At 74.0% G+C, this 23,820-nt stretch carries 21 protein-coding genes and 1 pseudogene; 13 read left to right on the top strand and 9 right to left on the bottom strand.

Features of this window, described 5'->3' with window-relative positions; all coding sequences use genetic code 11:
• Positions 1-56 precede the first annotated feature (56 nt).
• Positions 57-1,559 carry an FUSC family protein gene (locus tag ACZ4VT_RS00995; RefSeq protein ID WP_467945901.1) on the top strand — a complete coding sequence of 501 codons (1,503 nt, stop codon included), beginning with the start codon at positions 57-59 and terminating at the stop codon, positions 1,557-1,559.
• Here the strand turns inward: ACZ4VT_RS00995 and ACZ4VT_RS01000 are convergent.
• Positions 1,549-3,549 carry a HelD family protein gene (locus ACZ4VT_RS01000; RefSeq protein WP_467945423.1) on the bottom strand — a complete coding sequence of 667 codons (2,001 nt, stop codon included), beginning with the start codon at positions 3,547-3,549 and terminating at the stop codon, positions 1,549-1,551. The two genes, ACZ4VT_RS00995 and ACZ4VT_RS01000, sit on opposite strands and share 11 nt — an antisense overlap.
• A 48-nt stretch (positions 3,550-3,597) precedes the next feature.
• Here ACZ4VT_RS01000 and ACZ4VT_RS01005 point away from each other — a divergent pair, with 48 nt between their 5' ends.
• The 4 genes from ACZ4VT_RS01005 (at position 3,598) to ACZ4VT_RS01020 (ending at position 7,021) form a co-directional block, all read left to right on the top strand.
• The gene (locus tag ACZ4VT_RS01005; RefSeq protein WP_467945424.1) at positions 3,598-3,843 is read left to right on the top strand and encodes a hypothetical protein; all 246 of its coding nucleotides are present in this window, start codon (positions 3,598-3,600) and stop codon (positions 3,841-3,843) included.
• Between the two features lie 143 nt (positions 3,844-3,986).
• Positions 3,987-4,568 carry a GNAT family N-acetyltransferase gene (locus tag ACZ4VT_RS01010; RefSeq protein ID WP_467945426.1) on the top strand — a complete coding sequence of 194 codons (582 nt, stop codon included), beginning with the start codon at positions 3,987-3,989 and terminating at the stop codon, positions 4,566-4,568.
• 196 nt (positions 4,569-4,764) lie between these two features.
• Positions 4,765-5,901 carry a nitric oxide synthase oxygenase gene (locus ACZ4VT_RS01015; RefSeq protein ID WP_467945428.1) on the top strand — a complete coding sequence of 379 codons (1,137 nt, stop codon included), beginning with the start codon at positions 4,765-4,767 and terminating at the stop codon, positions 5,899-5,901.
• Between the two features lie 55 nt (positions 5,902-5,956).
• Positions 5,957-7,021 (top strand): lactonase family protein, encoded by a 1,065-nt coding sequence (locus ACZ4VT_RS01020; protein ID WP_467945430.1) that lies wholly within the window; start codon positions 5,957-5,959, stop codon positions 7,019-7,021.
• Positions 7,022-7,193: 172 nt separating this feature from the next.
• Here the strand turns inward: ACZ4VT_RS01020 and ACZ4VT_RS01025 are convergent, their stop codons facing one another.
• Positions 7,194-8,108 (bottom strand): sirohydrochlorin chelatase, encoded by a 915-nt coding sequence (locus tag ACZ4VT_RS01025; protein WP_467945432.1) that lies wholly within the window; start codon positions 8,106-8,108, stop codon positions 7,194-7,196.
• A gap of 153 nt (positions 8,109-8,261) precedes the next feature.
• On the opposite strand from ACZ4VT_RS01025, the gene ACZ4VT_RS01030 reads away from it, so the two are divergent.
• The 4 genes and pseudogenes from ACZ4VT_RS01030 to ACZ4VT_RS01045 form a co-directional block, all read left to right on the top strand.
• Positions 8,262-8,939, top strand: a complete 678-nt coding sequence (locus tag ACZ4VT_RS01030; protein ID WP_467945433.1) for a uracil-DNA glycosylase — start codon at positions 8,262-8,264, stop codon at positions 8,937-8,939.
• A gap of 147 nt (positions 8,940-9,086) precedes the next feature.
• Entirely contained in the window at positions 9,087-10,676 is a 1,590-nt protein-coding gene (locus tag ACZ4VT_RS01035) for an SDR family oxidoreductase (protein WP_467945435.1), read from the top strand.
• 76 nt (positions 10,677-10,752) lie between these two features.
• Positions 10,753-12,123: a cryptochrome/photolyase family protein gene (locus tag ACZ4VT_RS01040; protein ID WP_467945437.1), complete on the top strand. Its 1,371-nt coding sequence runs from the start codon at positions 10,753-10,755 to the stop codon at positions 12,121-12,123.
• A gap of 138 nt (positions 12,124-12,261) precedes the next feature.
• Positions 12,262-12,873: pseudogene (locus ACZ4VT_RS01045) on the top strand (sigma-70 family RNA polymerase sigma factor); the annotation flags it as partial.
• Here the strand turns inward: ACZ4VT_RS01045 and ACZ4VT_RS01050 are convergent.
• Entirely contained in the window at positions 12,871-13,881 is a 1,011-nt protein-coding gene (locus ACZ4VT_RS01050; RefSeq protein WP_467945439.1) for a MerR family transcriptional regulator, read from the bottom strand. The pseudogene ACZ4VT_RS01045 and the gene ACZ4VT_RS01050 overlap by 3 nt on opposite strands.
• A gap of 47 nt (positions 13,882-13,928) precedes the next feature.
• Positions 13,929-15,020, bottom strand: coding sequence for a WD40/YVTN/BNR-like repeat-containing protein (locus ACZ4VT_RS01055; protein WP_467945441.1), 1,092 nt, complete (start codon positions 15,018-15,020; stop codon positions 13,929-13,931).
• Positions 15,021-15,255: 235 nt separating this feature from the next.
• Between ACZ4VT_RS01055 and ACZ4VT_RS01060 the strand changes: the two genes are divergently transcribed.
• The 3 genes from ACZ4VT_RS01060 to ACZ4VT_RS01070 all read left to right on the top strand — a co-directional run bounded on the left by ACZ4VT_RS01060 (position 15,256) and on the right by ACZ4VT_RS01070 (position 18,272).
• The gene (locus tag ACZ4VT_RS01060) at positions 15,256-16,578 is read left to right on the top strand and encodes a wax ester/triacylglycerol synthase family O-acyltransferase (protein ID WP_467945443.1); all 1,323 of its coding nucleotides are present in this window, start codon (positions 15,256-15,258) and stop codon (positions 16,576-16,578) included.
• A gap of 78 nt (positions 16,579-16,656) precedes the next feature.
• On the top strand, positions 16,657-17,766 hold the full coding sequence (locus ACZ4VT_RS01065) for an NADH:flavin oxidoreductase/NADH oxidase (RefSeq protein WP_467945445.1): 1,110 nt from the start codon (positions 16,657-16,659) through the stop codon (positions 17,764-17,766).
• 149 nt (positions 17,767-17,915) lie between these two features.
• Entirely contained in the window at positions 17,916-18,272 is a 357-nt protein-coding gene (locus tag ACZ4VT_RS01070; RefSeq protein WP_467945446.1) for an ArsR/SmtB family transcription factor, read from the top strand.
• Here ACZ4VT_RS01070 and ACZ4VT_RS01075 read toward each other — a convergent pair.
• From ACZ4VT_RS01075 to ACZ4VT_RS01085, 3 genes are read right to left on the bottom strand one after another with little or no spacing between them, the layout of a single operon-like run.
• Positions 18,269-18,676, bottom strand: a complete 408-nt coding sequence (locus ACZ4VT_RS01075; RefSeq protein WP_467945448.1) for a hypothetical protein — start codon at positions 18,674-18,676, stop codon at positions 18,269-18,271. The genes ACZ4VT_RS01070 and ACZ4VT_RS01075 overlap by 4 nt on opposite strands.
• A 29-nt stretch (positions 18,677-18,705) precedes the next feature.
• Positions 18,706-20,064 carry an FAD-dependent oxidoreductase gene (locus tag ACZ4VT_RS01080; RefSeq protein WP_467945450.1) on the bottom strand — a complete coding sequence of 453 codons (1,359 nt, stop codon included), beginning with the start codon at positions 20,062-20,064 and terminating at the stop codon, positions 18,706-18,708.
• A gap of 52 nt (positions 20,065-20,116) precedes the next feature.
• The gene (locus ACZ4VT_RS01085; RefSeq protein ID WP_467945902.1) at positions 20,117-20,800 is read right to left on the bottom strand and encodes a DUF305 domain-containing protein; all 684 of its coding nucleotides are present in this window, start codon (positions 20,798-20,800) and stop codon (positions 20,117-20,119) included.
• Between the two features lie 82 nt (positions 20,801-20,882).
• On the opposite strand from ACZ4VT_RS01085, the gene ACZ4VT_RS01090 reads away from it, so the two are divergent.
• Positions 20,883-22,367 (top strand): LVIVD repeat-containing protein, encoded by a 1,485-nt coding sequence (locus ACZ4VT_RS01090; protein ID WP_467945451.1) that lies wholly within the window; start codon positions 20,883-20,885, stop codon positions 22,365-22,367.
• Between the two features lie 11 nt (positions 22,368-22,378).
• Here ACZ4VT_RS01090 and ACZ4VT_RS01095 read toward each other — a convergent pair whose 3' ends face one another.
• Both ACZ4VT_RS01095 and ACZ4VT_RS01100 read right to left on the bottom strand, forming a co-directional pair.
• On the bottom strand, positions 22,379-23,008 hold the full coding sequence (locus ACZ4VT_RS01095) for a TetR/AcrR family transcriptional regulator (protein ID WP_467945453.1): 630 nt from the start codon (positions 23,006-23,008) through the stop codon (positions 22,379-22,381).
• A gap of 103 nt (positions 23,009-23,111) precedes the next feature.
• A complete protein-coding gene (locus tag ACZ4VT_RS01100; RefSeq protein WP_467945454.1) occupies positions 23,112-23,792 on the bottom strand; it encodes a phosphatase PAP2 family protein in 681 nt (226 codons plus the stop codon).
• Positions 23,793-23,820 lie beyond the last annotated feature (28 nt).

Genomic DNA, 23,820 nt, shown 5'->3' on the forward strand with positions numbered 1-23,820 from the left:
GCGGCACCGGGCCGGCGCGCACCACACGAGGGGGGCGGCACACCGCCGTGAAGAGGATGTTCGTGGCTCCGGATCCGGGGCGTATGAGACTCAGGAACGCGGCCCGCGCGGTGATCGGCGTCGTCGCCGCCGTCGCCCTCGCCGAGCTGTGCGGTCTCTCCCTGAGCGCCTCCATCACCGGAGGACTGGCGGCCCTGCTCGCCCTCTTCACCGTCACCGACGCCACCGTGCGCCGCCAGGCCGTCACCACCGCCCTGCTGCCCGCCGCCGGATTCCCGGTCCTCGCCGTCGCCACCGCCCTGCACGGGCTGACCCCCGCCCGCGACGCGGCCTTCGTGCTCGTCGTCTTCTGCGGGGTCTACGCCCGCCGCTGGGGCCCGCGCGGACACGCGCTCGGGATCTTCGCGTTCATGAACTTCTTCATCACGCAGTTCCTGCACGCCCTCCCCGCCCAGCTCCCGGAGCTGTTCGCCGCCGTGGGCCTGGCCCTGGCCGCCGCCGGCGCCGTACGGTTCCTGCTCTGGCCCATCGAGCGGCGCACCCCCCCGCCCGCCGCCCCCGCACTGCTGCCCCGCCGGGGCCTGGCCCGGCCCACCACCCGCCAGGCCTTCCAGGCCACCGCCGCCTGCGCCGTCGCCCTCGCCATCGGCCAGCTGCTCTCCGAGGACCGCTGGTACTGGGCCGTCGGCACCGCCTGGTGGATCTTCGTCAACACCGCCTCGCGCGGCGAGACGCTCGTCCGGGGCTTCCGCCGGGTGCTCGGCACCGTCATCGGCGTGGCCGCCGGCGTACTGATCGCCATCCCGCTGAACGGCGCACCCGCGCCCACCGCCGTCCTGGTCGCCGCCTGCGTCTTCGCGATCTTCTACACGGCCGCCGTCTCCTACAGCTGGATGATCCTGGCCGTCACCCTCATGGCGGGACTGCTGTACGGCCTCCTGGGCGTCCTGGATCCCGGCCTGCTCGTGCTGCGCCTGGAGGAGACGGCCGTCGGCGCCGTGTGCGCCGCCCTGGCCGTGGTCCTCGTGCTGCCGGTCACCACCCACGCCACGAACGACGCCTGGATCCAGCGCGCCCTGCACTGCGTGCACGCGGCCACCGCCCAGGCCGCCGCCCGCCTGGCCGGCTCCCCGACGGCCGACCCGGCGCCCCACGCCGCCGAACTGGAGACCCTGCTGGCGCGGGTCCGGATGGCGCTCGCGCCGCTGGTCCACCCGCTCAGCCCGTTCCGCGCGCGCAAGGCCCGCGCCGGCCAGGTCATCGCGCTGCTGGACGACTGCGCCCGCGAGGTGCGCGGCCTGGTGGCCGTCGCCGCCGACCCGGACGCGAGCCACGACGCCCGCCTCGCCGCGGCCTGCTGGCGCGTCGAGGCGGCGGTGCAGGCGCTGACCGCCGGGGAGCGTGACGCGAGCGGGCCCGCCACGACCCGCGAGACCGTGACGCACACCGCGGCCTCCGGGCCCGCGCTCGCCCACCTGCACGGCCTGGAGCGGGCCCTCGCCGAACTCGCCGCCCCGCTGGGCAGCGACCCGCGGGCGCCGTTCGTCGTCAGCGCCTGACCAGCCCCCGCGCCGACAGCGCCAGCCCCGCCGGCAGCCGGCCGGCGGAGTGCACCACCCCGAGGGTCTGGGTGGCCCGGGTCAGTGCCACGTACAGGTCGCTGGGCTGGAAGTCGGCCGGCTCCACCACGACCACCGTGTCGAACTCCAGCCCCTTGGCCTGGCGCGGATCCAGCAGGACGACCTCCCGGGTCAGATCCGGCTCCGCGCCCTCCCGTACCCCGGGCAGTACGGCGGCCAGCGCGGCGTGCAGCGCCCGCGGCGCGATCACCGCGAGCCGCCCCTCCGCCGGCCGTTCCCGCTCCACGGCCTCCGCGACCGCCCGCGCCGGGTCCCCGGTCGCGCGCGCCCACGGCCGCACCCCGGTCGTCCGTACCGAACGCGGCGGTTCGAAGCCGGGATCGCGTTCCCGCAGCACGGCCGCCGCAACCTCCATGATCTCGGCCGGCGTGCGGTAGTTCACCCCGAGCCGGACCAGCTCCCAGCGTGCGCCCACGTACGGGGAGAGGATCCGCTCCCAGGAGCCGCAGCCCGCCTCGTCGGCGGTCTGCGCGGGGTCGCCGACCAGCGTCATCGACCGGGTGGGGCAGCGCCGCATCAGCAGCCGCCACGCCATCTCCGACAGCTCCTGCGCCTCGTCCACGATCACGTGCCCGAAGGCCCAGGTGCGGTCGGCCGCCGCCCGCTCGGCGGCGCTGCGGTGGTCGGCCTCCTCCTGGCGCTCGGCCATCCGCTCGGCGTCGATGATGTCGTGGGCCGCGAGGAACTCGTTCTCCTGGTCCTCGAACTCGTACGACTGCGAGCCCTCCGACAGGTCCAGCACCCCCTGCGCGTAGGCGATGCGCCGCTGCCGCTCCCGTTCCTCGGCGGCGCGCCGGGCGCTGTCGTCCTCACCGAGCAGCTCGGCCGCCTCGTCAAGGAGCGGCACGTCGGCCGGGGTCCAGTCCGGCCGGGCCGAGGGCGCGCGCCGGATCAGCCCGGCGTCGTGCGCGGACAGGTGGGTGGGATCCGCCAGGAAGTCGGCGACCAGCTGCTCGGGGGTGAGGGAGGGCCACAGCGAGTCGATCGCCGCGTGCACGGCGGGGCTCATCGCGATCTCCTTGCCGAGCTGGGCCACGTCGTCCGAGCCGAGCAGGTTCGGCCCGCCGTACGGATCGGCGCCCAGCCGGTCGGCGAGCTGCGCGGTGAGCGCGTCGATGATCCGGAAGGCGAAGAAGGGGCGCGCCTGGTTGTGCGGCAGCCCGGCAGCCCGTGCCCGGTCCCGCGCCTCGTACGCCATCGTGCGGTCCAGCAGCAGGGTCCCGTAGTCGTCGTGGTCGATCTCCAGCGCGGGCTCGGGAACCGTGTCGTACTCCTCCCCCGTGCCGGCCGGCACGGCCTCCGGCAGGGCCTGCCGGTCGGCCACGACCCGGGCGAGGACCTCCGCCATCGCCGCCCGCCCCTTCACCGCGGCGGCCCCGGGCCGGTCGGTGCCGGTGGCGTGCACGCCCGGGAAGAGCTCTCCGGGCGTGGCGAGCAGTACGCCCGTCTCGCCGAGGGCCGGCAGCACCTCGCCGATGTATCCGAGGAAGGCCGGCCCCGGTCCGACGATCAGCACCCCGCGCTTGGCGAGCAGTTCCCGGTGGGCGTACAGCAGGTACGCGGCGCGGTGCAGCGCGACCGCGGTCTTCCCGGTGCCGGGACCGCCCTCGACGACCAGCACCCCCCGGTGCGGGGAACGGATGATCCGGTCCTGCTCGGCCTGGATGGTGCGCACGATGTCGTGCATGCGGCCGGTCCGGGCGGCGTCGAGCGCGGCGAGCAGCACGGCGTCCGCGTCGGCGCCCTCGTGCCCGGTGCGCTCCGCGTCGGTCAGGTCGAGGATCTCGTCGTGCAGCGCGGTGACCTCACGTCCCCGGCTGCTGATGTGCCGGCGGCGGCGCAGCCCCATGGGGGTGTGGCCGGTGGCGAGGTAGAACGGGCGGGCCACCTCGGCGCGCCAGTCCAGCACCAGCGGCGTGCGTTCTGTGTCGTCCGCGCGGATACCGATCCGGCCGATGTGGTGGTCACGGCCGTCGGAGAACTCCAGACGGCCGAAACAGAGGCCGTTCTCGCCCGCATTCAGTGCGGAAAGCAGACCGGACTGCTCGGCGACCAGGACATCACGCTCAAGGCGCGCCTGAAACCCGCTCCCCACGTCGCGCAATGCCCCTTCGACCGCACGTTCGGCCTGGTCGCGCAGGTCGTCGAGGCGCCGATAGAGATCGGTGACGAATTGCTGCTCTTTTCGGAATTCCTCGGTTGACAATTGCACTCCCACCGCGATACAGTGTCCTCGTAAGTTATTTGTGGCTTCGTTTTCCATGAAGTCACGAACCAACAAATATACTCTCTTGCATCCCTCGGCAGCGAATTCGGCCGGGGGATTTTTTGCGTACGGTGGATCCCATGACCACCGCACACGGCTCCGCCGACGGAATCGTCTACCGCCTCGCCCGCCCCGAGGACGCGGGCGCCATCGAGGCCCTGGACAGCTCCTTCACCACCGCCACGGTCTTCGAGGTGGCCGCCGCCGAGGACGGCTTCGGCTTCCGGCTCCGCGAAGTCCCCGTGGACCCGCCCGTGCACAAGGTGTTTCCGCCCGAGGAGCACGACGAGCAGGGCTTCGGCGGCGCCGCGGGCCGGGACGCGGACGGGCGCACCTACGTGGCCCTCGACGGTGGCGAGGTGTGCGGCTTCGCGGCCGTCGGCTACGCCGCGTGGAACCGGCGCCTCACGATCGAGGACATCGAGGTCGCGCCCGGCCGCCGGGGCCGCGGCATCGGCCGCGCGCTCATGGAGTGCGCGGCGGAGTACGCCCGTGAACGGGGCGCGGAGCACCTGTGGTTGGAGGTCAGTTCGGTCAACGCCCCTGCCGTGCACGCCTACCGGCGGATGGGTTTCGGTTTCTGCGGCCTCGACACCACGCTGTACGAAGGCACCCCCGCCGCCGGCGAGCAGGCGCTCTACATGAGCCGGCCCTGCCGCTGAACCCGCGCCTGCGCCGGATCGTACGCCCCAACTCCCCCTGCCCGCAGGCCGATCGTCGAAGATCACTCGGAGGAGTGTTCCGGCCGTTCCTCCCGCGCAACGCTGACCTGCGGCATGTACAACGGGTAATTGTTTACTGCACATTCATCCGGCACGTACAGGGTGGATCTGGTCGGACAGGGGGTAACCGCCCGGAATGGAAATTCTTCAACAGCGCTCCACCACCGCTCAGGTGTGGGAAGCGGCCGAGGAGTTCATCCAACTCTTCCACCGGGAGACCAAGGGGGCGGGCGATCCGCGCGCCCGGCTCGCCGCCGTCAGGGCCGAACTGGCCGGGACCGGCACCTACGTGCACACCCCCGAGGAGCTGGCCCACGGGGCGCGCGTGGCCTGGCGCAACAGCAACCGCTGCATAGGCAGGCTCTACTGGAACTCGCTGCGGGTCCGCGACCGCCGCGGGCTCACCGACGCCGACGACATCGCCGCCCAGTGCTTCGACCACCTGCGCGAGGCCACCAACGGCGGCAGGATCAGACCCACGATCACGGTCTTCGCCCCCGACGCCCCCGGCCGCCCCGGCCCGCTGATCTGGAGCGAGCAGCTCATCAGATACGCCGGGTACGGCGACCACCCCTCGATAACCGTCGGCGACGCCCGCAACGCCCCGCTCACCGAGGCCCTGCTCCAACTCGGCTGGGCCGGCGGCTCCGGCAGCCCCTTCGACCTCCTTCCGCTGGTGGTCCAGGGCGTCGACGACAAACCGCGCTGGTTCGACATGCCCCCGGACGCCGTACTGGAGGTGCCGATCGACCACCCCGACGGCGACGGCTGGGCGGACTGGGGACTGCGCTGGCACGCCGTACCCGCGATCTCCAACATGTGCCTGGAGATCGGCGGCATCCACTACCCGGCCGCGCCCTTCAACGGCTGGTACATGGGCACCGAGATCGGCGCGCGCAACCTCGCCGACACCGACCGGTACAACCTCCTCCCGGCCGTCGCCCGCCGCCTCGGTCTGGACACCTCCAGCGAGCGCTCCCTGTGGAAGGACCGCGCGCTCGTCGAGCTCAACCGGGCGGTCCTGCACTCCTTCGACCGCGTCGGCGTCGCCATCGCCGACCACCACTCCGAGTCCCGGCGGTTCCTGTCCCACATGGAGCGGGAGGAGCACAAGGGGCGCGAGGTGGGTGCGGACTGGTCCTGGATCGTGCCGCCGATCTCCGGCTCCGCCACCCCGGTCTTCCACCGCACCTACGCGGACAGCCCGAGCAGCACCGCGTACGTCCACCACCCGGGCGCGCGGGAACGGGCCCAGGGGCGGGATTTGGTCTAGACCTTCTGTTACCGTCGGCTCCGAACGGATCCGAGAGCGGTGAGAGGGGCCTCGTGTGGGCGGCGCTGACAGTACGGACCATCGCGGCGAACACCGGGCCTACATCGGCTCGTTCACCTCGGGGGGCGGCCGCGGTGTCACCACCGCGGCCGTGGATCCGGTGACCGGGGCGCTGACCACGCTCTCGGTCACCGCCACGGACGACCCCTCGTACCTCGCTCTCGCCCGGGACGCCGGTGTGCTCTACGCGGTGAACGAGACCGAGCAGGGTGCGGTGACCGCCTTCAGGACGACCGCCGACGGCCTCGCCCCCCTCGGCGCGGCCTTCCCCGTCGGCGGCTCCGGCCCCACCCACCTCAGCGTCAGCGGAGGCCGGCTGCTCACCGCCAACTACACCTCCGGCAGCGTCAGCAGCCTCCCGCTCGCCGTCGACGGCAGTCCGGCCGGGCCCGCCCACGTCCTGCCGCACGAGGGGAGCGGCCCCGACGCCGACCGCCAGGAGCGGCCGCATGCCCACCAGGTGCTGCCCGACCCGACCGGCCGCTGGGTGCTCAGCGTGGACCTCGGCACCGACTCGGTGCGGATCTGCGCGCCGGACCCGGCCACCGGCGCGCTCCGGGTGCACGCCGAAACCGCGCTGTGCGCCGGGACCGGCCCCCGCCACCTCGTCTTCCATCCGGAGGGCACCGCGGTCTACGTCCTGCACGAGCTGGAGCCGCAGGTGACCGTCTGCCGTTGGAACGGGGCGTCCGGGCAACTGGAACCGGTCCGCGAGGTTCCGATCGCCCCTACGGGCCCTTCAGGGGCCGTACGGGCCTATCCCTCGGCGGTCGTCGCCTCACCGGACGGACGGTTCCTCTGGGTGGCCGTCCGCGGCGCCGATGTCATCGCCACGTTCTCCCTGGCCGACGGCCCCGAGGACCCGCGGCTCACCGGCGCCGTGGACTGCGGCGGCGACTGGCCGCGCGATCTCGCCGTCGACCCCTCGGGACGCCGGCTCTACGCGGCCAACGAGCGCTCCGGCGACGTCACCTGGTTCGACGTGGACCCGCTGACCGGAAGGCCGCACCGGGCCGGCTCGGTCGCCGTCCCCGCGGCCACCTGCGTGGTCCTCGGCTGACACCCGTACGGGCCTGCGTACGGGACATCCGCACGGGCCTCCGCGCGGGACATCCGCACGGGCCTCCGCACGGGACATCCGTAAGGTTCGTCCGTCCGGGCCACGGGGAAGGCCCCCGGCGAGCCCTGGAGGCCAGGGTCGGCGGGGGCCTTCCCCGTCACGAACGGACGGGTCAGTGGGCAGCGGCGCCCTGGGTGATCCCGAGGGCCGCGGAGTACTGGGCGACGGCCAGCTTGCCGAGCGCCGGGTAGGCCCCGAGCACCTCGGCGGTGGCGCACTCGGCCTCCTTGCAAGCGGTGTCCAGCAGTCCGTCGGCCGCCTCCGGGCCGATCAGGTACGGGGCGAGCGCGAGCTGCGTGGAGCCCTCGCCGCGCAGCTGCTCGGCGACGGCGGCCACCGAGCCCTCCTGGTCCAGCGCGGCCGCCTTCACGGGCACGGCGAGCCGGGCGGCGAGCAGCATGCCCGTGATCCCGGCGGCCTGCACGGCCTCCTCGCCACCGGTGGTGGCCAGGACGATGCCGTCGGCGGCGGTGGTCACGGTGAAGAGCCGGGCGCGGTCGGCGCGGGCGAGGCCGGCCTCGGACAGCCGCACGTGCAGGCCCTCGGCGAGCAGCGGGTGCGGGCCGAGCACGTCGGCCAGCTCGGCGGCGGCCGAGGAGTCCATCAGCGCCTGGCGGATCCGGCGGAGCAGATCTCCGTCCGGGCCGGCGAGCAGCGGCACGACCACGGCGTCCGGGCCGGTCGGCGCGGGCACCTCGTGGCCGGCTGCGCGGGCGAACTCCGCGCGCGCGGCACGCTCGGTCGCGACGGCGGTCAGCACGCCGGACAGGGACGGGAACTCGGAGGCGTCGTCACCGTCGAGGAAACCGACGCGGGCGTCGAGGCCCGGCAGCTCGGAGCGGCCGATGCTGATGATCTCTTCCGCCAGCTGCCGCGAGGCGGCCGAGGGGGCACCGGGCACGGCGAGCACCAGCGCGGGCGCGCCCTCGGGCGCCGCCGCGGGCTCGGGCCGGCGGTGCCGTCCGGTCTGGCGGGGTCGCGGCATTCGTACGGGCAGGCCATTTGCGGGCCCAGTGGGGGAGCTCATGGCGCCGCATGCTACTGGCTTATCGGAACAAGGTGTTCGGGCAGGGCCTTCTCAGGCGGCATCTGTCCGCATTTATCCGATGAAGAGCAGATACCGTCAACTGACCGACGGTAGGCGCCCGGCCACCCGGTTGGACCAGTAGAGTGACACAGCGTGGCACCACGACCTTTGAATGAACTCGTTGAAGCAGGCTGGGCGAAGGCCCTGGAGCCCGTGTCCGGACACATCGCGGCCATGGGGAACTTCCTCCGCGGCGAGATCACCGCGGGCCGGACCTACCTGCCGGCGGGCGCGAACGTACTGCGCGCCTTCCAGCAGCCGTTCGACGACGTCCGCGTCCTGATCGTCGGACAGGACCCCTACCCCACACCGGGGATGGCCATCGGCCTGAGCTTCGCCGTCGCGCCCGAGGTGCGCAGACTGCCCGGCAGCCTGGAGAACATCTTCCGGGAGATGAACACCGACCTGGGACTTCCCCGGCCGTCCAACGGGGACCTCACCCCGTGGACCCGGCAGGGCGTGCTGCTGCTCAACCGGGCCCTGACGACGGCACCCGGAAAGCCGGCCGCGCACCGCGGCAAGGGCTGGGAGGAAGTGACCGAGCAGGCGATCCGGGCACTCGCCGCCCGGGGCACGCCCCTGGTGTCGATCCTGTGGGGCCGCGACGCGCGCAACCTGCGGCCGCTGCTCGGAGACCTGCCCGCCGTCGAGTCGGCGCACCCCTCGCCGATGTCGGCGGACCGCGGCTTCTTCGGCTCGCGCCCCTTCAGCCGGGCGAACGACCTGCTCGCGCGCCAGGGCACCCAGCCGGTCGACTGGCGGCTCCCCTAGGGAGGGTCCGGCCCGCTCCGGCCGTGTCCCGCGCCGCTCCGGCCCTGTCCGCATCCGTTCCGGGCGGGAACGGGGAAGGATGGGACAAGGGGACCCGTCCGGCGCCCGCCGGACGCCGTCCCGGGAGCAACGATCGGAGCACAGCCCGTGAGCACGCAGACCCGGAACCCGACCCCCGCCCCGGCCACCGGACTGCGGTGCCTGGTCACCGGCGCGGGCGGCTACATCGGCGGCCGGCTCGTCCCCGAGCTGCTCGACGCCGGACACCGCGTGCGCTGCCTGGCCCGCACCCCGGCCCACCTCAGGGACCACCCCTGGGCCGGCCGGGCCGAGGTGGTGCGCGGTGACGTCACCGACGCGGAGAGCCTGCGTCCCGCCCTGCGCGATGTGGACGTCGCCTACTACCTGGTGCACTCCCTGGGAGCCGGGCGCGACTTCGAGGAGACCGACCGGCGCGCGGCCACGACCTTCGCCACCGAGGCCCGCGCCGCCGGAGTCGGCCGCATCGTCTACCTCGGCGGTCTCACCCCGCGCGGCGTACCCGAAGGGGAACTCTCCCCGCACCTGCGCTCCCGGGCCGAGGTCGGCCGGATCCTGCTCGACTCCGGCGTGCCCACGACCGTACTGCGCGCGGCCGTCGTCATCGGCTCCGGATCGGCCTCGTTCGAGATGCTCCGCTACCTCACCGAACGGCTCCCCGTGATGGTGACGCCGAGCTGGGTCGGCACCCGCGTCCAGCCCATCGCCGTACGGGACGTGCTGCGCTACCTCGTCGGCAGCGCCCGGATGCCGCAGGACGTCAGCCGGGTCTTCGACATCGGCGGCCCCGACCTCCTCACCTACCGGGACATGATGATGCGCTACGCGGCCGTCGCCGGACTGCCCCGGCGGCTCATCCTGCCCGTCCCCATGCTCACCCCGCGCCTGTCCAGCCACTGGATCGGCCTGGTCACGCCCGTGCCGGCCGCGCTCGCGCGACCGCTCGCCGAGTCGCTGAAGTACGAGGTCGTCTGCGCGGAACACGACATCCGCCAGTACGTGCCCGACGCGCCGGGGACGCCCGTCCCCTTCGACCGCGCCCTCACGCTCGCCCTGGAACGGGTCAAGGAGGCACGCGTCACCACCCGCTGGTCCAACGCCTCACTGCCCGGCGCCCCGAGCGACCCCCTGCCCACCGACCCCGACTGGGCGGGCGGCAGCCTCTACACCGACGAGCGCGAGCAGTCCGTCCCGGCGACCCCGCACCAGCTGTGGCGGGTCATCGAAGGGGTGGGCGGGACGAACGGCTGGTACTCCTTCCCGCTGGCCTGGGCGGTACGGGGCCAGCTCGACCGGCTCGTCGGCGGCGTGGGGCTGCGCCGTGGCCGCCGCGACGCAGACCGGCTGAGGGTCGGCGACACGCTCGACTTCTGGCGGGTCGAGGAGATCGAACGGGGACACCTCCTGCGGCTGCGCGCGGAGATGCGGCTCCCCGGACTCGCCTGGCTGGAAATGCGCGTCGAACGCGACGCCACGGGCCGCACGCTCTACCGCCAGCGGGCCCTCTTCCACCCGCGCGGCCTGGCCGGACAACTGTACTGGTGGAGCGTGGCGCCGTTCCACGCCGTCGTCTTCGGCGGCATGGCGCGAAACATCGCACGCACGGCCGAGAAGACGGCGGAGGAACCCGCGCGGGAGAGCGCCGTGGGCACGGCGGGGCCCGTGGTGCATCCGGGAGGCGACGGCGGGCGGAAGTGAGGGCGGCAAGTCCGCACGCAGCCCACCCGCCGCCGCCGAGGCGCCCGCCGGGTGGCCGATCGCCGGGAGTGGCGCCATGAACTCCGTCGTCCTTTTCACCTCCGACCTCCGCCTGCACGACCACCCGGCCCTGCGCGCCGCCCTGGCGGCGGCGCACGACGTGGTGCCGCTGTTCGTCCGTGACCCCGCCGTGGACCGTTCGGGGTTCGCGGCGCCCAACCGGCTCGCCTTCCTCGCCGACTGCCTGGCCGATCTCGACGCCGGCCTGCACGACCGCGGCGGCCGGCTCGTCGTGCGCACCGGGGACACGGTCAGCGAGCTGCACGCAGTGGCCCGGCAGGCCGATGCGGACGAGGTGCACATGGCGGCCGGGTGCTCCCGCTTCGCCCGCGACCGCGAGGCACGGCTGAGGCACGCCCTGGAGTCCGACGGGCGCCGCCTCTACGTACACGACGGGGTGACCACGGCCGTGCCGCCCGGCGCCGTCACCCCGCAGGGATCCGACCACTTCGCCGTCTTCACCCCGTACTTCAGGCGCTGGGCCGCCGAGCCGCTGCGTACGCCTCTCGCCGCCCCCCGGGCCGTTCGCGTGGTCCGCGGGGTGCGCTCCGAGGCGCTGCCGTCGCGGGCCTCCGCGGGGGACGTGTCCGAGGGCCTCCCCACGGGCGGGGAGCGGGAGGGCCGTCGCCGGCTCGGCAGCTGGCTGTCCCGGCTCGCCGACACCTACGAGGAACGCCACGACGACCTCGCGGGCGACACCACCTCCCACCTGTCCGCGTACCTCCACTTCGGCGCCGTATCGGCCACCGAGGCCGTCCACCGGGCCAAGGCCCGCGGCGGCGCGGGCGCCGGCGCCTTCGTACGGCAGCTGTGCTGGCGGGACTTCCACCACCAGGTGCTCGCCGCCCGGCCGGAGACGGCCGCCGCGGACTACCGGCCCCGGCAGGACCACTGGCGGCGGGGCGCCGAGGCGGAGGCGGACCTCCGGGCCTGGCGGGAGGGGCGGACCGGCTACCCGGTGGTGGACGCCGCCATGCGGCAACTGGCCCACGAGGGCTGGATGCACAACCGGGGACGCCTGATCGCCGCCTCCTTCCTGACGAAGACGCTGTACGTCGACTGGCGCGAGGGCGCCCGCCACTTCCTGGACCTCCTCGTGGACGGCGACGTGGCGAACAACCAGCTCAACTGGCAGTGGGTGGCGGGGACCGGGACCGACACACGGCCCAACCGGGTCCTCAATCCCGTCCTCCAGGGCCGGCGGTACGACCCCCACGGGGCCTACGTCCGCCGCTGGGTCCCCGAGCTCGCGGGCCTGCCCGCCGGTACGATCCACGAGCCGTGGAAGCTCACCGGCCCGGAGCGGGACGCCTGCGACTACCCCGACCCGATCGTGGCCCTCGCCGACGGCCTGGCCCGCTTCCGCCACGCCCGGGGCCGGGACTGACCCACCCCCGCCTACGGACCGCTCCGGAGCGCAGGACGACGCACGAACGATGCGAGTTGAAGCGCCTCCTTCCCCCGCCGGAGCCTGAGGGGGCGGGAGCGGCCGAGCTCCCGGCAGCGGCGAGGAGGCGGAGTCGTCATGGGCGCAGCAGCCGGCACGACCGAGGTGGTCCCGGGCGAGGTCCCGGCCGGGGTGTCGGCCGAGGGTTCGGGCGCGCTCCGGGACCTGCTCTCGGACGAGGAGGTCGGCCGTGGGATCGGGCGGGGCGACGCGGACTGCTTCGCCCTGGCCCACCGGCGCTGGGGCCGCCTCGTGCACCACCTGGCCGCCCGCACCCTCGGCGACGCCCGGGAGGCCGAGGACGTCACCCAGCAGGTCTTCCTCGCGGCGTGGGCCGGGCGCGCCGGCTACCGCCCCGAGCGCGGGCCCGTCCCGGCCTGGCTGGTCGGCATCGCCCGCCGGAAGATCGCCGACGCGCTCACCGCCCGGACGCGCCGGCTGGACCTGGCCGCCGCGGCCGGGGCTGCCCCGCCACTGGCCGCCCCGGCGCCCGACGGGTGCGAGCGGGCCCTCGACCGCCTCCTCGTCACCCGTGAACTCGCGCGCCTTCCCCGCGTCCAGCGCGAGGTACTGGCCCTCGCCTTCTACGCCGACCTGACCCAGGCGCAGATCGCCCACCGCACGGGCCTGCCGCTGGGCACGGTCAAGAGCCATGCGCGGCGCGGCCTCCAGCGGCTGCGCCGGGCCCTAGGGGGTGTCGTAGAGCCGGGAGATGAGGTCGAGTGCCTCCCGCAGACCACCGGGGCGCAGCGCGCCGGGGCCGGGGGCGCGGCCGGCCCAGCCCGGGCCGGCGAGCAGCATCACGGGGTGGGTCCGCGCGCCCTTGACCCCGAAGGTGCTCTCGGCGACGTACCGGGCCAGTGCGTGGTCGGCGGTGGAGCGGGCCTGGGACCAGAGCACGACGGCGGCCGGTCCGGTGCGCCGAACGGCGGCGTCCAGTGCCTCGGCGGGGACGGCCGCACCGAACATCCGGGCCGGCAGGCCGCGTTCGCCGAGCCCCGCCGCCAGCGCCTCCAGGGGCAGGGTGTGCTGCTCGGCCGGAACGCAGGCCAGCAGCGCCGGGGGAGCGGCGGTCCGCCGTACCGGGGCGGGCGGCACGCGCCGCAGGGCGGTGGAGACGTGCCAGGACAGCAGGTGCTCCACCTCGACGTAACGGTCGCCGGAGGACTGCCACTTGCGTCCCACGGCGTGCAGGGTCGGCACCATCACCTCCTCCCAGACGGTGACGAGCCCGTGGCCCGCCATGAGGTCGCCGAGCAGCGCGTCCAGGGCCGGGCCGTCGAGGCGTACGGCGGCGCGGGCCAGCCCCCGGCTCTCCCGGAGCACGTCCCGCTCGTCCGGCCCGTCCTGTACGGCTCCGGGGCGCACGGGCCCGGCGGCCGGTTCCGGCGGGTGGGCCGGCCCGGGCCGGCCCACCGGGCGCGCCCCCGGCCCCCGATCCGCGACCGCGCCGGAGCGCCCGCCCCGGTCCGCCCGGGCCGCCCGCGCCGCCTCGGCGGGAGGCACGCCGGAGGCGGTGAGCCGGCACATCTCCTCCAGCATCGCGATGTCGCCGGAGGTCCAGCGGCGGTGGCGCCCGTCCTCGCGCGCCGCGGGGCCGACGCCGTAGCGCTGGTCCCAGGACCGCAGCGTGGTCGGCGACACGCCCAGGTGGCGTGCCACCGCGCCCGTGGTGATGCCAAGCGTCGTCTCGGACATGTCCTCACCGTACGACGCACGAACGATGCGGGTCGCTGCTGGACGACCTACCCGCCGACGGTCGCCGCCCGTACGCACAGTACGTCCGGCAGGTGCTCGGCCAGCAGCTTCCAGCTCTCGCCGTCGTCGTGGCTGGCGTACAGCTCACCGTTGCGGTTGCCGAAGTAGATGCCCGCGGGGTCCGCGTCGTCCGTGCACAGCGCGTCCCGCAGGACCGTGCCGTAGTGGTCCCCGGACGGCAGTCCCTTCGAGAGCGGCTCCCAGCTCTCGCCCGCGTCCCGGGTGCGGAAGACCCGGCACCGGTGCTCGGCCGGGACGCGGTCGGAGTCGGCGTTGAGCGGGAAGACGTAGGCGGTGTCCGGCCGGTGCGGGTGCGCGGCCACCGCGAAGCCGAAGTCGGAGGGGAGCCCGCCGCCGATGTCGGTCCACCGGGCCCCCGCGTCGTCGCTGCGGTAGACGCCCCAGTGGTTCTGCAGGTAGAGCCGGTCGGTGTCCCCGGCGTCCTGGGCGATCTTGTGCACGCACTGGCCGTACTCGGGGTGCGGGTCCGGCAGGAACACCGCGGAGACTCCGTCGTTGGACGGGGTCCAGCTGGCCCCGCCGTCCTTCGTGCGGAACACGCCGGCCGTGGAGACGGCCACCGTCACCGCGTCCGGGTCGCGGGGATGCGTGATCACCGTGTGCAGGCCCTCACCGCCGCCGCCCGGGACCCAGTCGCCGCGGGTCGGGTGCTCCCACAGCGGACGGACGAGCTCGAAGGACTCGCCCCGGTCCGTCGAGCGGAACAGCGCGGCCGGCTCCGTCCCCGCGTACACCACGTCCGGGGCCTCGGGCCCGGCCGGCTGAAGCTGCCAGACCCGCTCCAGCGAGGCGCCCGTGTCCTTGGGGAACTTCACGGCGGCCGTGGCGGGTTCGTGCCAGGTGGCCCCGAGGTCGTCGGAGCTGAAGACGGACGGCCCCCAGTGCGTGCTGTCCCCGCCGACCAGCAGCCGGGGTGCCGGCCCCCGCCGGTCGACGGCGACCGCGTAGACGGCCTGGACGTTGAAATGCGGCCCGTCGAACTCCCACGGCCCCTCCCCTCGCCGACGGCCGATGAAGAGTCCCTTCCGGGTTCCCACGAGCAGCAGCACATCAGGCATGGCCGGTACCTCCGGACCTCGTCGTTCTTGCAGGGCGTTTCCTCATGAAGCATCTTTCCGGCCAGTCTGCACCCACCCTCTGACAGCGGCCCGGCGGAGGCACCGGGCCCCTCCAGAGCTGATCGATACCGATCATTTACTCTCCGGAATTCGTTGCTACTTGAACGTGGGCGCTCGGTATGGGTTGACTTCAAGCCACTGCACCGCTGCCGTCGCCCCACGCGAGAGGACCTACGTGGCCACCGAGCACCTGTCACCGCTCGACCTCGCCTTCTGGCGGATCGAATCCGCCGACCACCCCATGCACCTCGGCGCCCTCGCCGTCTTCTCCGCCGCCGGCGGACCCGGCGCCGCCGAGCGCGCCGCCGCACTGCTATCCGCCCGCTGCACCACCGTGCCGGGCCTGCGCCGCCGCATCCGCGACGTGCTGCTGCCCGTCGGCGCGGCCGCCTGGTCCCCGGACCCCGGTTTCGACCCGGCGCGGCACGTCTTCCTCGTCCGTACCGAAGAGTCGGACCCGCACACCGCCGCCGGCCCCCTGATGGCCCGGCCGCTGGACCGGGAGCTGCCGCCCTGGGAGGCCCACGTGCTGGCCGGGCCGGACCCGGACTCCTTCGCGGTGCTCTTCAAGTTCCACCACGCCCTCGCCGACGGCCTGGGCGCGCTGGCCCTGGCGGCGGCGCTCTTCGACGAGGGGCCGGCGCCGCGGGCCCCCGTACGCCCGGTGCCCGAGCAGCGGGCCGGCTCGGCCCTGCGCCGGCTCCCCGGCACCCTGGCCGCCCGGGTCCAGGACGTCGGCCAGGCCCTGGAGATCGGGGCAGCAGTGGCCCGCGCCGGGCTGCCGCTCGGCGTCCCCGCGGCCCTCACCGCGGACCCGGCCGGTCCGGGAGGGACCCGGGCCGTCGCGGGCCTCGCCCTCGACCTGGACGAGGTGAACCTGGTCCGCAAGGCCGCCGGCGGCACCGTCAACGACGTGCTGATCTCCATGGTCGCGGGGGCGCTGCGACGCTGGCTGGAGGAGCGGGGCGATCCGGCGCCGACCGGGCCCGGCCCGCGCGCGCTGATTCCCGTGTCCCGCCGGGGCCGGCCCGGGGCCGGCGGCGGGAACCGGCTCTCCGGCTACCTGCTGCGCCTGCCCCTGGCCGAGCGCGACCCGCTGCTGCGCCTGGACCGGGTCCGCGCGGCGATGGACCGCAACAAGGACGCCGGGCCCGCGCGCGGTGCCGGGGCCGTCGCCCTGCTCGCCGACCACGTCCACCCGCTGGGCCACCGGCTCGGCGGCCCGCTGGTGGCGCAGGCCGCCCGGCTGCTCTTCGACATCCTGGTCACCAGCGTTCCGCTGCCCGGATTCACCTTCAGCCTCGGCGGCAGCCGGGTCCGCGAGGTCTACCCTCTCGCCCCCCTGGCCCGCGGCCAGTCGCTGGCCGTCGCGGTGTCGACGTACAAGGGGACCGTCCACTACGGGCTGGTCGCCGACGCGGCGGCCGTCCCGGACCTGGGAGCCCTGGCGGGAGCGCTCCGCGCCGAGCTCGACGCGCTTGTACGAGAGGTCTCGTAGTACGACGGAATTCGTAGTACGGTGAGTCTCGAACTCAGCCGCCGATCCCCGGCGCGCCCGGTGACCCCTGGAGCCCTGATGAGTGCTGCCCCCGCCGCCCCCGCCGCTTTCGCCGCCCTGTTCACCCCGTACGGCCTTCGCTCGGTCACCGTCCCGAACCGCGTGTGGATGGCGGCCATGTGCCAGTACCGCGCCGAGGCGTCCGGCCCGAACGCGGGCGTGGCGAACGACTGGCACTTCGCGCACTACGCCGCCCGCGCCGTCGGCGGCACCGGCCTGATCATCCAGGAGGCCACCGCCGTCTCCCCGGAAGGCCGGATCACCCCCTACGACCTCGGTATCTGGAACGACACCCAGGTCGAGGCGCTGCGCCGGATCACCTCCTTCCTCAAGGCCCAGGGGGCCGTCCCCGGCATCCAGATCGCGCATGCCGGCCGCAAGGCCTCCACCGACCGCACCTGGAAGGGCGGCGGGGCGGTCGGACCCGAGGCGCACGGCTGGCAGCCCGTCGCCCCGAGCGCCGTCCCGTTCGCCGAGGGCAGCCATGTCCCGCACGAGCTGACGGCCGATGAGATCGCCGGGATCACCGCCCGGTTCGCGGCCGCCACCGAACGCGCGCTCGAGGCGGGCTACGAGGTCGTGGAGGTCCACGGCGCCCACGGCTACCTCATCGGGGAGTTCCTCTCCCCGCACAGCAACAAGCGCACCGACGCCTACGGCGGCTCCTTCGAGAACCGGACCCGCTTCGCCCTCGAGGTCGTGGACGCCGTACGGGCCGTGTGGCCCGCGGAGCTCCCGCTGCTCTTCCGGATCTCCGCCACCGACTGGCTGGAGGAGGACGGCTGGACCGCAGACGAGACGGTACGGCTGGCCCGGCTGCTCCAGGAGCACGGCGTGGACCTCCTCGACGTCTCCACCGGCGGCCTCGCCCCCGGCGTGTCGATCCCGGTCGGCCCGGGCTACCAGGTGCCCTTCGCCGCCCGGGTCAAGGAGGAGACGAACCTCCCCGTCGCCGCCGTCGGCCTGATCACGGAACCGGAGCAGGCCGAGAAGATCCTGGCCAACGGCGAGGCCGACGCGGTCCTGCTCGCCCGGGAGCTGCTGCGCGACCCGTACTGGGCCCGTCGCGCGGCCGCCGAGCTGGGCGCGGAGATCCGTACGCCCGAGCCGTACCACCGCTCCTGGTGACGGCGGTGCGGCTCCGGCGCCCGGCCCACGGCCCAGGGCCCAGGGCGGAGCCGCACCCCGTTCCCGCCGATTTCCGCGAGTGCGCCGCCTCCTTCGACGACTCTCGTACGATGGGGGCCCGCAGGAAGCCGAGTGAGTGGAGCAGGGACATGACGGAACGGGACGCCGGCCGTACCCTCGCCCACCCCGAAGCGGCCGAGATCCGGCTGGAGGGCGTGCTGCACGCGCTCTCCGACCCGGTCCGGCTCTCCATCGTCCTCGACCTGGCAGCCTCGGCCGCGGACCTGGCCTGCTCGTACTTCGACCTGCCGGTCACCAAGTCCACGACGACCCACCACTTCCGCGTCCTGCGGGAGAGCGGAGTCGTGCGCCAGACCTACCGGGGCACCACCAAGCTCAACGCCCTGCGCCGCGATGACCTGGAGACACTCTTCCCCGGCCTCCTCGACAGCGTCCTCACGGCGGCCGGGGCCGAGTCGGCGCGGCTCTCCCGGACGCTCTCCTAGGCCGTGGCGTCCCAGCGGTGGAGCAGCACGCCGTCCGGGCCGAAGACATCCATGCGGTAGCCGTGCGGCAGCGTGACGCCCTCGCTGAGCGTCAGGTACGCGGTGACGGACGCCGCCTGCCGCTTGAACCGGGCGTCGTCCGTGTCCGGGTTGTGGGTGTGGACGACGAACAGGGGCGATGACCCGTCCGGCCCGGGCACCTGCTCGATGCCGTACACGTCGGGGTCCCCGCCCGCCTGCCGGTAGCGCTCGGCGAGGGCCGCCGCGGCCGGGGGAGCGACCGTACTCGTCACGGTGGGGCCCGGTGCGGGTGCGGCGGCCCGGCCGGCGCCCTCGTCCGAACACCCCGACAGGACGGCACAGGCCGCCACGGTCACCGCGAGTACCAGCGTTCTTCCGCGCATCACCGCAGCACTCTACTGCGCGACCTCGGCTACGCGAGCCCCGCGGCGCCCAACAGCCCCGCCCAGTCCGGGATCTTGACGGAACGGCGGCCCAGGGAGCGGCCCAGATCGGACTCGGCCGTCTCGATGGCCTGCCAGCCCGGCCACTCCACCGGATGCAGACCCGCCGCCCGCAGGGCGTCCAGCGGGTCCCCGGGCAGCTCCCGCCGGGCCAGCACCGCCGCGTCCTGGAGCAGGGAGGACACGGTCTCCTTCGCGCACGGCCGGTTCGTGCCGATCACCCCGGTCGGGCCGCGCTTGATCCAGCCCGCCACGTACTCGCCGACCGAGGCCCGGCCCGCACGGATCACCCGGCCCGCCGCGTGCGGGACCGTCCCCTTGGCGGGGTCGAACGGCAGCCCGGCCAGCGGGACGCCCTTGTACCCCACCGAACGCAGCACCAACTGCGCCTCGATGTCCTCGTGGACGCCCGTCCCGGTCACCCCGCCGCGCCCGTCCGGGGCGGTCCTCTCGAAGCGCATCCCCGTGACCCGCCCGTCGGGCCCGCCGAGGATCTCCACCGGACGCAGGTAGAACCGCAGTGCGATGCGGCGCCGCTCCACGCCCGGGTCCGCCTCCGCCCAGCCGCGCAGCACCTCCAGGTTCCGCCGGGCCACCGCCGGCAGCGCCGCGGCCGCGCCCGGATCGGTGTACATGGGGTCGAGCGCCAGCTCGGCACGGTCAGCCCGGGCGTCCACCCCCGGCAGGGTGCCCAGTTCGCGCAGCTCCTTGGTGGTGAACCTGCCCTGCGAAGGGCCGCGCCGGGCCACCATCGCCACCCTGCGCAGCCCGCTGTCCGCGAGCGCGCCGAGCGCCGGCTGCGGCATGTCCGTCGGCGCCAGTTCCGCCGTGCCGCGGGCCAGGATCCGGGTCACGTCCACCGCGACGTTGCCCGCTCCGACGACCACCGCCGAATCCACTCCGGGCAGGTCGAAGACCTCGTCGACGGCGTCCGGGTGGCCGCTGTACCAGGACACGAAGGCCGTCGCGGAGTGCACCCCGGCCAGCTCCTCGCCGGGGATCCCCAGCAGCCGGTCCCGCGCCGCGCCCACGCAGTACACCACCGCGTGGTACAGCTCCAGGAGCCGCTCCGTGGCCAGCTCCGCCCCGCCGACCTCGACGTTCCCGAGGAAGCGGATCCGCTCGTCCTCCAGGACGGTGCGCAGGCTGCCCTGCAGCGACTTGATCTTCTCGTGGTCCGGGGCGACCCCGTACCGAACGAGTCCGTACGGGGCGGGCAGCCGGTCCAGTACGTCCACCCGCACCCCGGGCACCTCGCGCTGCTGGACCAGCGTCTGGGCCGCGTAGACCCCGCTGGGGCCCGATCCGACGACGGCGACACGAAGCACGGCGGAGCTCCTCCCGCAGGTGGTCCCAGCATGACACCGGGTCCCTCCGCCGTCAGCCCATCGCGCGCATCCGGTGGATCTCGGCGCTCTGCGTGGCCACCACCTCGGTGGCCATCTCCTCGACCGCCACGTTGTTGCCGGCGGCCAGCACCTCGCCGGCCATCTTCACGGCGCCCTCGTGGTGGGCGGTCATCAGGGTCAGGAAGAGCCGGTCGAAATCGGCGCCCCTCGCCCCGGTCAGCTCCTTGAGCTGCTGCTCCGTCGCCATGCCCGGCATGGCGGCATGGTCGTGGTCCTGCCCGCCGGAGCCCCCCGACGGGGCCGGATGGAGGGTCAGCCACTTCTCCATCGCCCCGATTTCGGGCCGCTGGGCGGCCGAGATCCGGTCCGCCAGCCGTTTGACCCCGTCCGCCCCGGCCCGCTCCGGGGCCAGCGCGCTCATCGTCAGCGCCTGCCGGTGGTGTTCGGTCATCCGCTGCACGTAGGCGCGGTCGGCGGCGTTCGGGCTGTCGTCGGGCTTCGCCTTCGCGGCCTGCTCGGGGGTGAGCGTGCGCGCCTTCTCGCCGGGCCGGCCCGGGGCGACGACCACGGCCCCTCCGTCCGCGGCCCGGTCCGCTCCGTCGTCCTCGCCCTGGCAGCCGGCGAGCGCCAGCAGGAGGCCGGCGCTCGCCACCGCCGCGGCGGAGCGACGGACCAGCGCGCGTAACGCCTCGCGGCTCCGGAGGTCTTTTGCCATGTCCATGAAGGGAAGATACTGCCGGGGTCCTGGTTCCGTTCCCTCGTGAGCGGAACCGATCTGGCTCCCATCGGAGGGCACAGTGACCTCGCTACACAGCAGGAGAGGGCGGAACAGGAGGGTGGGGGTGGCCGTCGCGGCGGCCGGGCTCCTCACCACGCTCCTGACAGCCGGACCGGCATCGGCCACCCCCGACCCGGGTGACTTGGCACCGGGCAGCGGCAGCCGGCAGAGCGCGAACTCCGCCGAAGGCAGGGAACTGGCGCCCGGCGACATCCCCGGCCAGGACGAGATCGTGCACAGCCGCAACATCAAGCACCTGGCCAACATCCCCAGCGCGGATCCCGCGAACATCAACTCCGACCTGGCCTTCCAGGGCAGGTACGCCTACGCGGGCAGCTACAGCGGCTTCACGATCTACGACATCGCCAATCCGAAGGCACCGAAGACCGTCTCCCAGGTGCTCTGCCCCGGTGGCCAGAACGACGTCTCCGTCCACGGGGACCTGCTCTTCCTCTCCACCGACTCCTCGCGCAGCGACGACTCCTGCAACAGCGTCTCGCAGCCCGCGACGGAGAAGTCCTCGTGGGAGGGCATCAAGATCTTCGACATCAAGGACAAGAAGAACCCCAAGTACATCAAGTCCGTCGAGACCGCCTGCGGTTCCCACACCCACACCCTGGTGCCGGGTGACAAGGACGTCTTCCTCTACGTCGCCTCGTACTCCCCGAACGAGGCCTTCCCCGACTGCAAGCCGCCGCACGACGGCATCTCCGTGGTGAAGGTCCCGAAGAAGGCGCCGACGAAGGCCGCGGTCGTCGCCTTCCCGATCCTCTTCCCGGACGGCGGCAACCCGGGCGGGCCCACCAACCCCGGCGTCTCCAAGACCACCGGCTGCCACGACATCACCGTGCTGCCGTCGAAGAAGCTCGCCGCCGGCGCCTGCATGGGCGACGGCATCCTCTTCGACATCAGCAAACCCGAGCAGCCGAAGGTCATCGACCGGGTGCAGGACAACGTGAACTTCGCGTTCTGGCACTCGGCCACCTTCAACGAGCGGGCGAACAAGGTGGTGTTCACCGACGAGCTCGGCGGCGGTTCCGGGGCCACCTGCAACGCGGCCACCGGCCCCGACCGGGGCGCCGACGGGGTCTACGACATCACCGGCCGCGGTGACCAGCGCAAGCTCGTCTTCCGCAGCTACTTCAAGATCCCGCGCCACCAGGCCGACACCGAGAACTGTGTGGCCCACAACGGCTCGCTGGTCCCGGTCGGCGGCGGCCGCGACATCATGGTGCAGGCCTGGTACCAGGGCGGCGTGTCCGTATGGGAGTTCACCGACTCGGCCAAGCCCAGGGAGATCGCGTACTTCGAGCGCGGACCGCTGACCACGGACCGGCTGGGACTGGGCGGGTCCTGGTCGGCGTACTACTACAACGGGCACATCTACTCGAACGACATCGCCAAGGGCCTCGACGTGCTGCGGCTCGACGACTGGCGCACCGACAGTGCCAAGTGGGTGTGGATGGACCGGCTCAACGTGCAGAGCCAGCCCGGGTACCGCTGACATCCTGGTCGCTACGGGTGTGAGGGAAACGTTCCGCCGGGCGGTCCGCCGTCCGGCGGAACGCCGAGCTCCCAGTCCAGCCCGTAGCGCTGGAACAGCTCGGCCCGCAGCCGGGCCCGCGGCATCGGCGCGCCCGGCAGCAGGATCGCCACGACCGCCCCCATCAGCAGCGCCCGCAACAGCGGATAGTCCGCGTCCACGTCCGCCGAGCCGTAGCGGGCGACGGTGTCCCGCAGCAGCTCCGCCAGCCGCTGCTGCTCCGGACACTGCACGAAGCCCTCGGCCGCGAGGATGCCCGCCATGTGGGTCCGCATCAGCAGCGGCTCGTCGCGGGCGAGCCCGAGGATCGCGTCGATGGCGCGCGCGAGCCGCTCCCGCCCGTCGTCGGTACGGGGCTCCCGCTCCAGCGCCGCGTGCAGGGTGAGGTGCATCAGCCGGTGCACCGCGGACTGCAGCAACTGCCGTTTGCCCGGAAAGTAGTACGAGACCAGGCCGCGGGCGGCGCCCGCCCGGTCGGCGATGTCGCCGAGGGTCGTGGCCTCGTAGCCGCGCTCGGCCACGAGTTCGACCGTGGCCTGCAGCAGCCGCTCCCGGGAACGTCTGCGCAATTCTTCATTGACCGATGCGCTGCGCGGGACCATGCTTACTCCTGCGTTGACTGGCTCAGAGCCAATATACTCAGCGCACGGGGTCGCCTGCTCTGGGTGAAACGGGGGATCGCCCAGAGCAGGTACCCCGAACCCCTCACCGGTTCACCGCGCGGGACCCGTGGCGACGGCCGGATCCGGCCGTGGCGAGGGCCACCATGGCCACGCCCAGCAGCCACCCCGCCAGTACGTCGGACGGCCAGTGCACCCCGAGGTAGACGCGGGTGAAGCCGACCCCGAGCACCGATACCGCGGCCACCGCCCAGACGGCGGTCGGCGCCCACGCCGGCAGCGGCCGGTCGATCGGCGGAAGGAGGCGGGAGCCTGGCCGGGGGAGCAGCCACAGGAGCATCCCGCACACCACCGTCGCCGTCATGGCGTGCCCCGACGGGTAGGCCGCATACTGCGCCGAGTCCACCGGGTCGGGCCACACCGGACGCTCCCGGCCCACCAGCGCCTTCAGCCCCTGCTGCACCGCCGTGGCCACCACGGCGGCCAGCGCCACCCGAAGGGCCCGCTCGCGATCGCCGCGCCACCACAGGAGGACACAGGCGACGGCGGCCAGCGCCCGCATGGTCCAGGGGTCCCACACCCAGTCGGAGAGCACCCGTATGACATGGGTGACCCCGGGGTGGGCGACGGCGTGGGCGTGCAGGTCCCCGGAGACCCGGACGTCGAAGGAGAGCGGCGGCCGCCACCGGGCCACCACCAGCGCCGTCAGGACGGACGCGAGCAGCGCGGCGAGGATGCCCGCCCACCGAAGGGGGTTGTTCCGCATGAGTGGATCCTCGCACCGGCGCACGGAT

Source organism: Streptomyces sp. NPDC029164, from assembly GCF_055563995.1.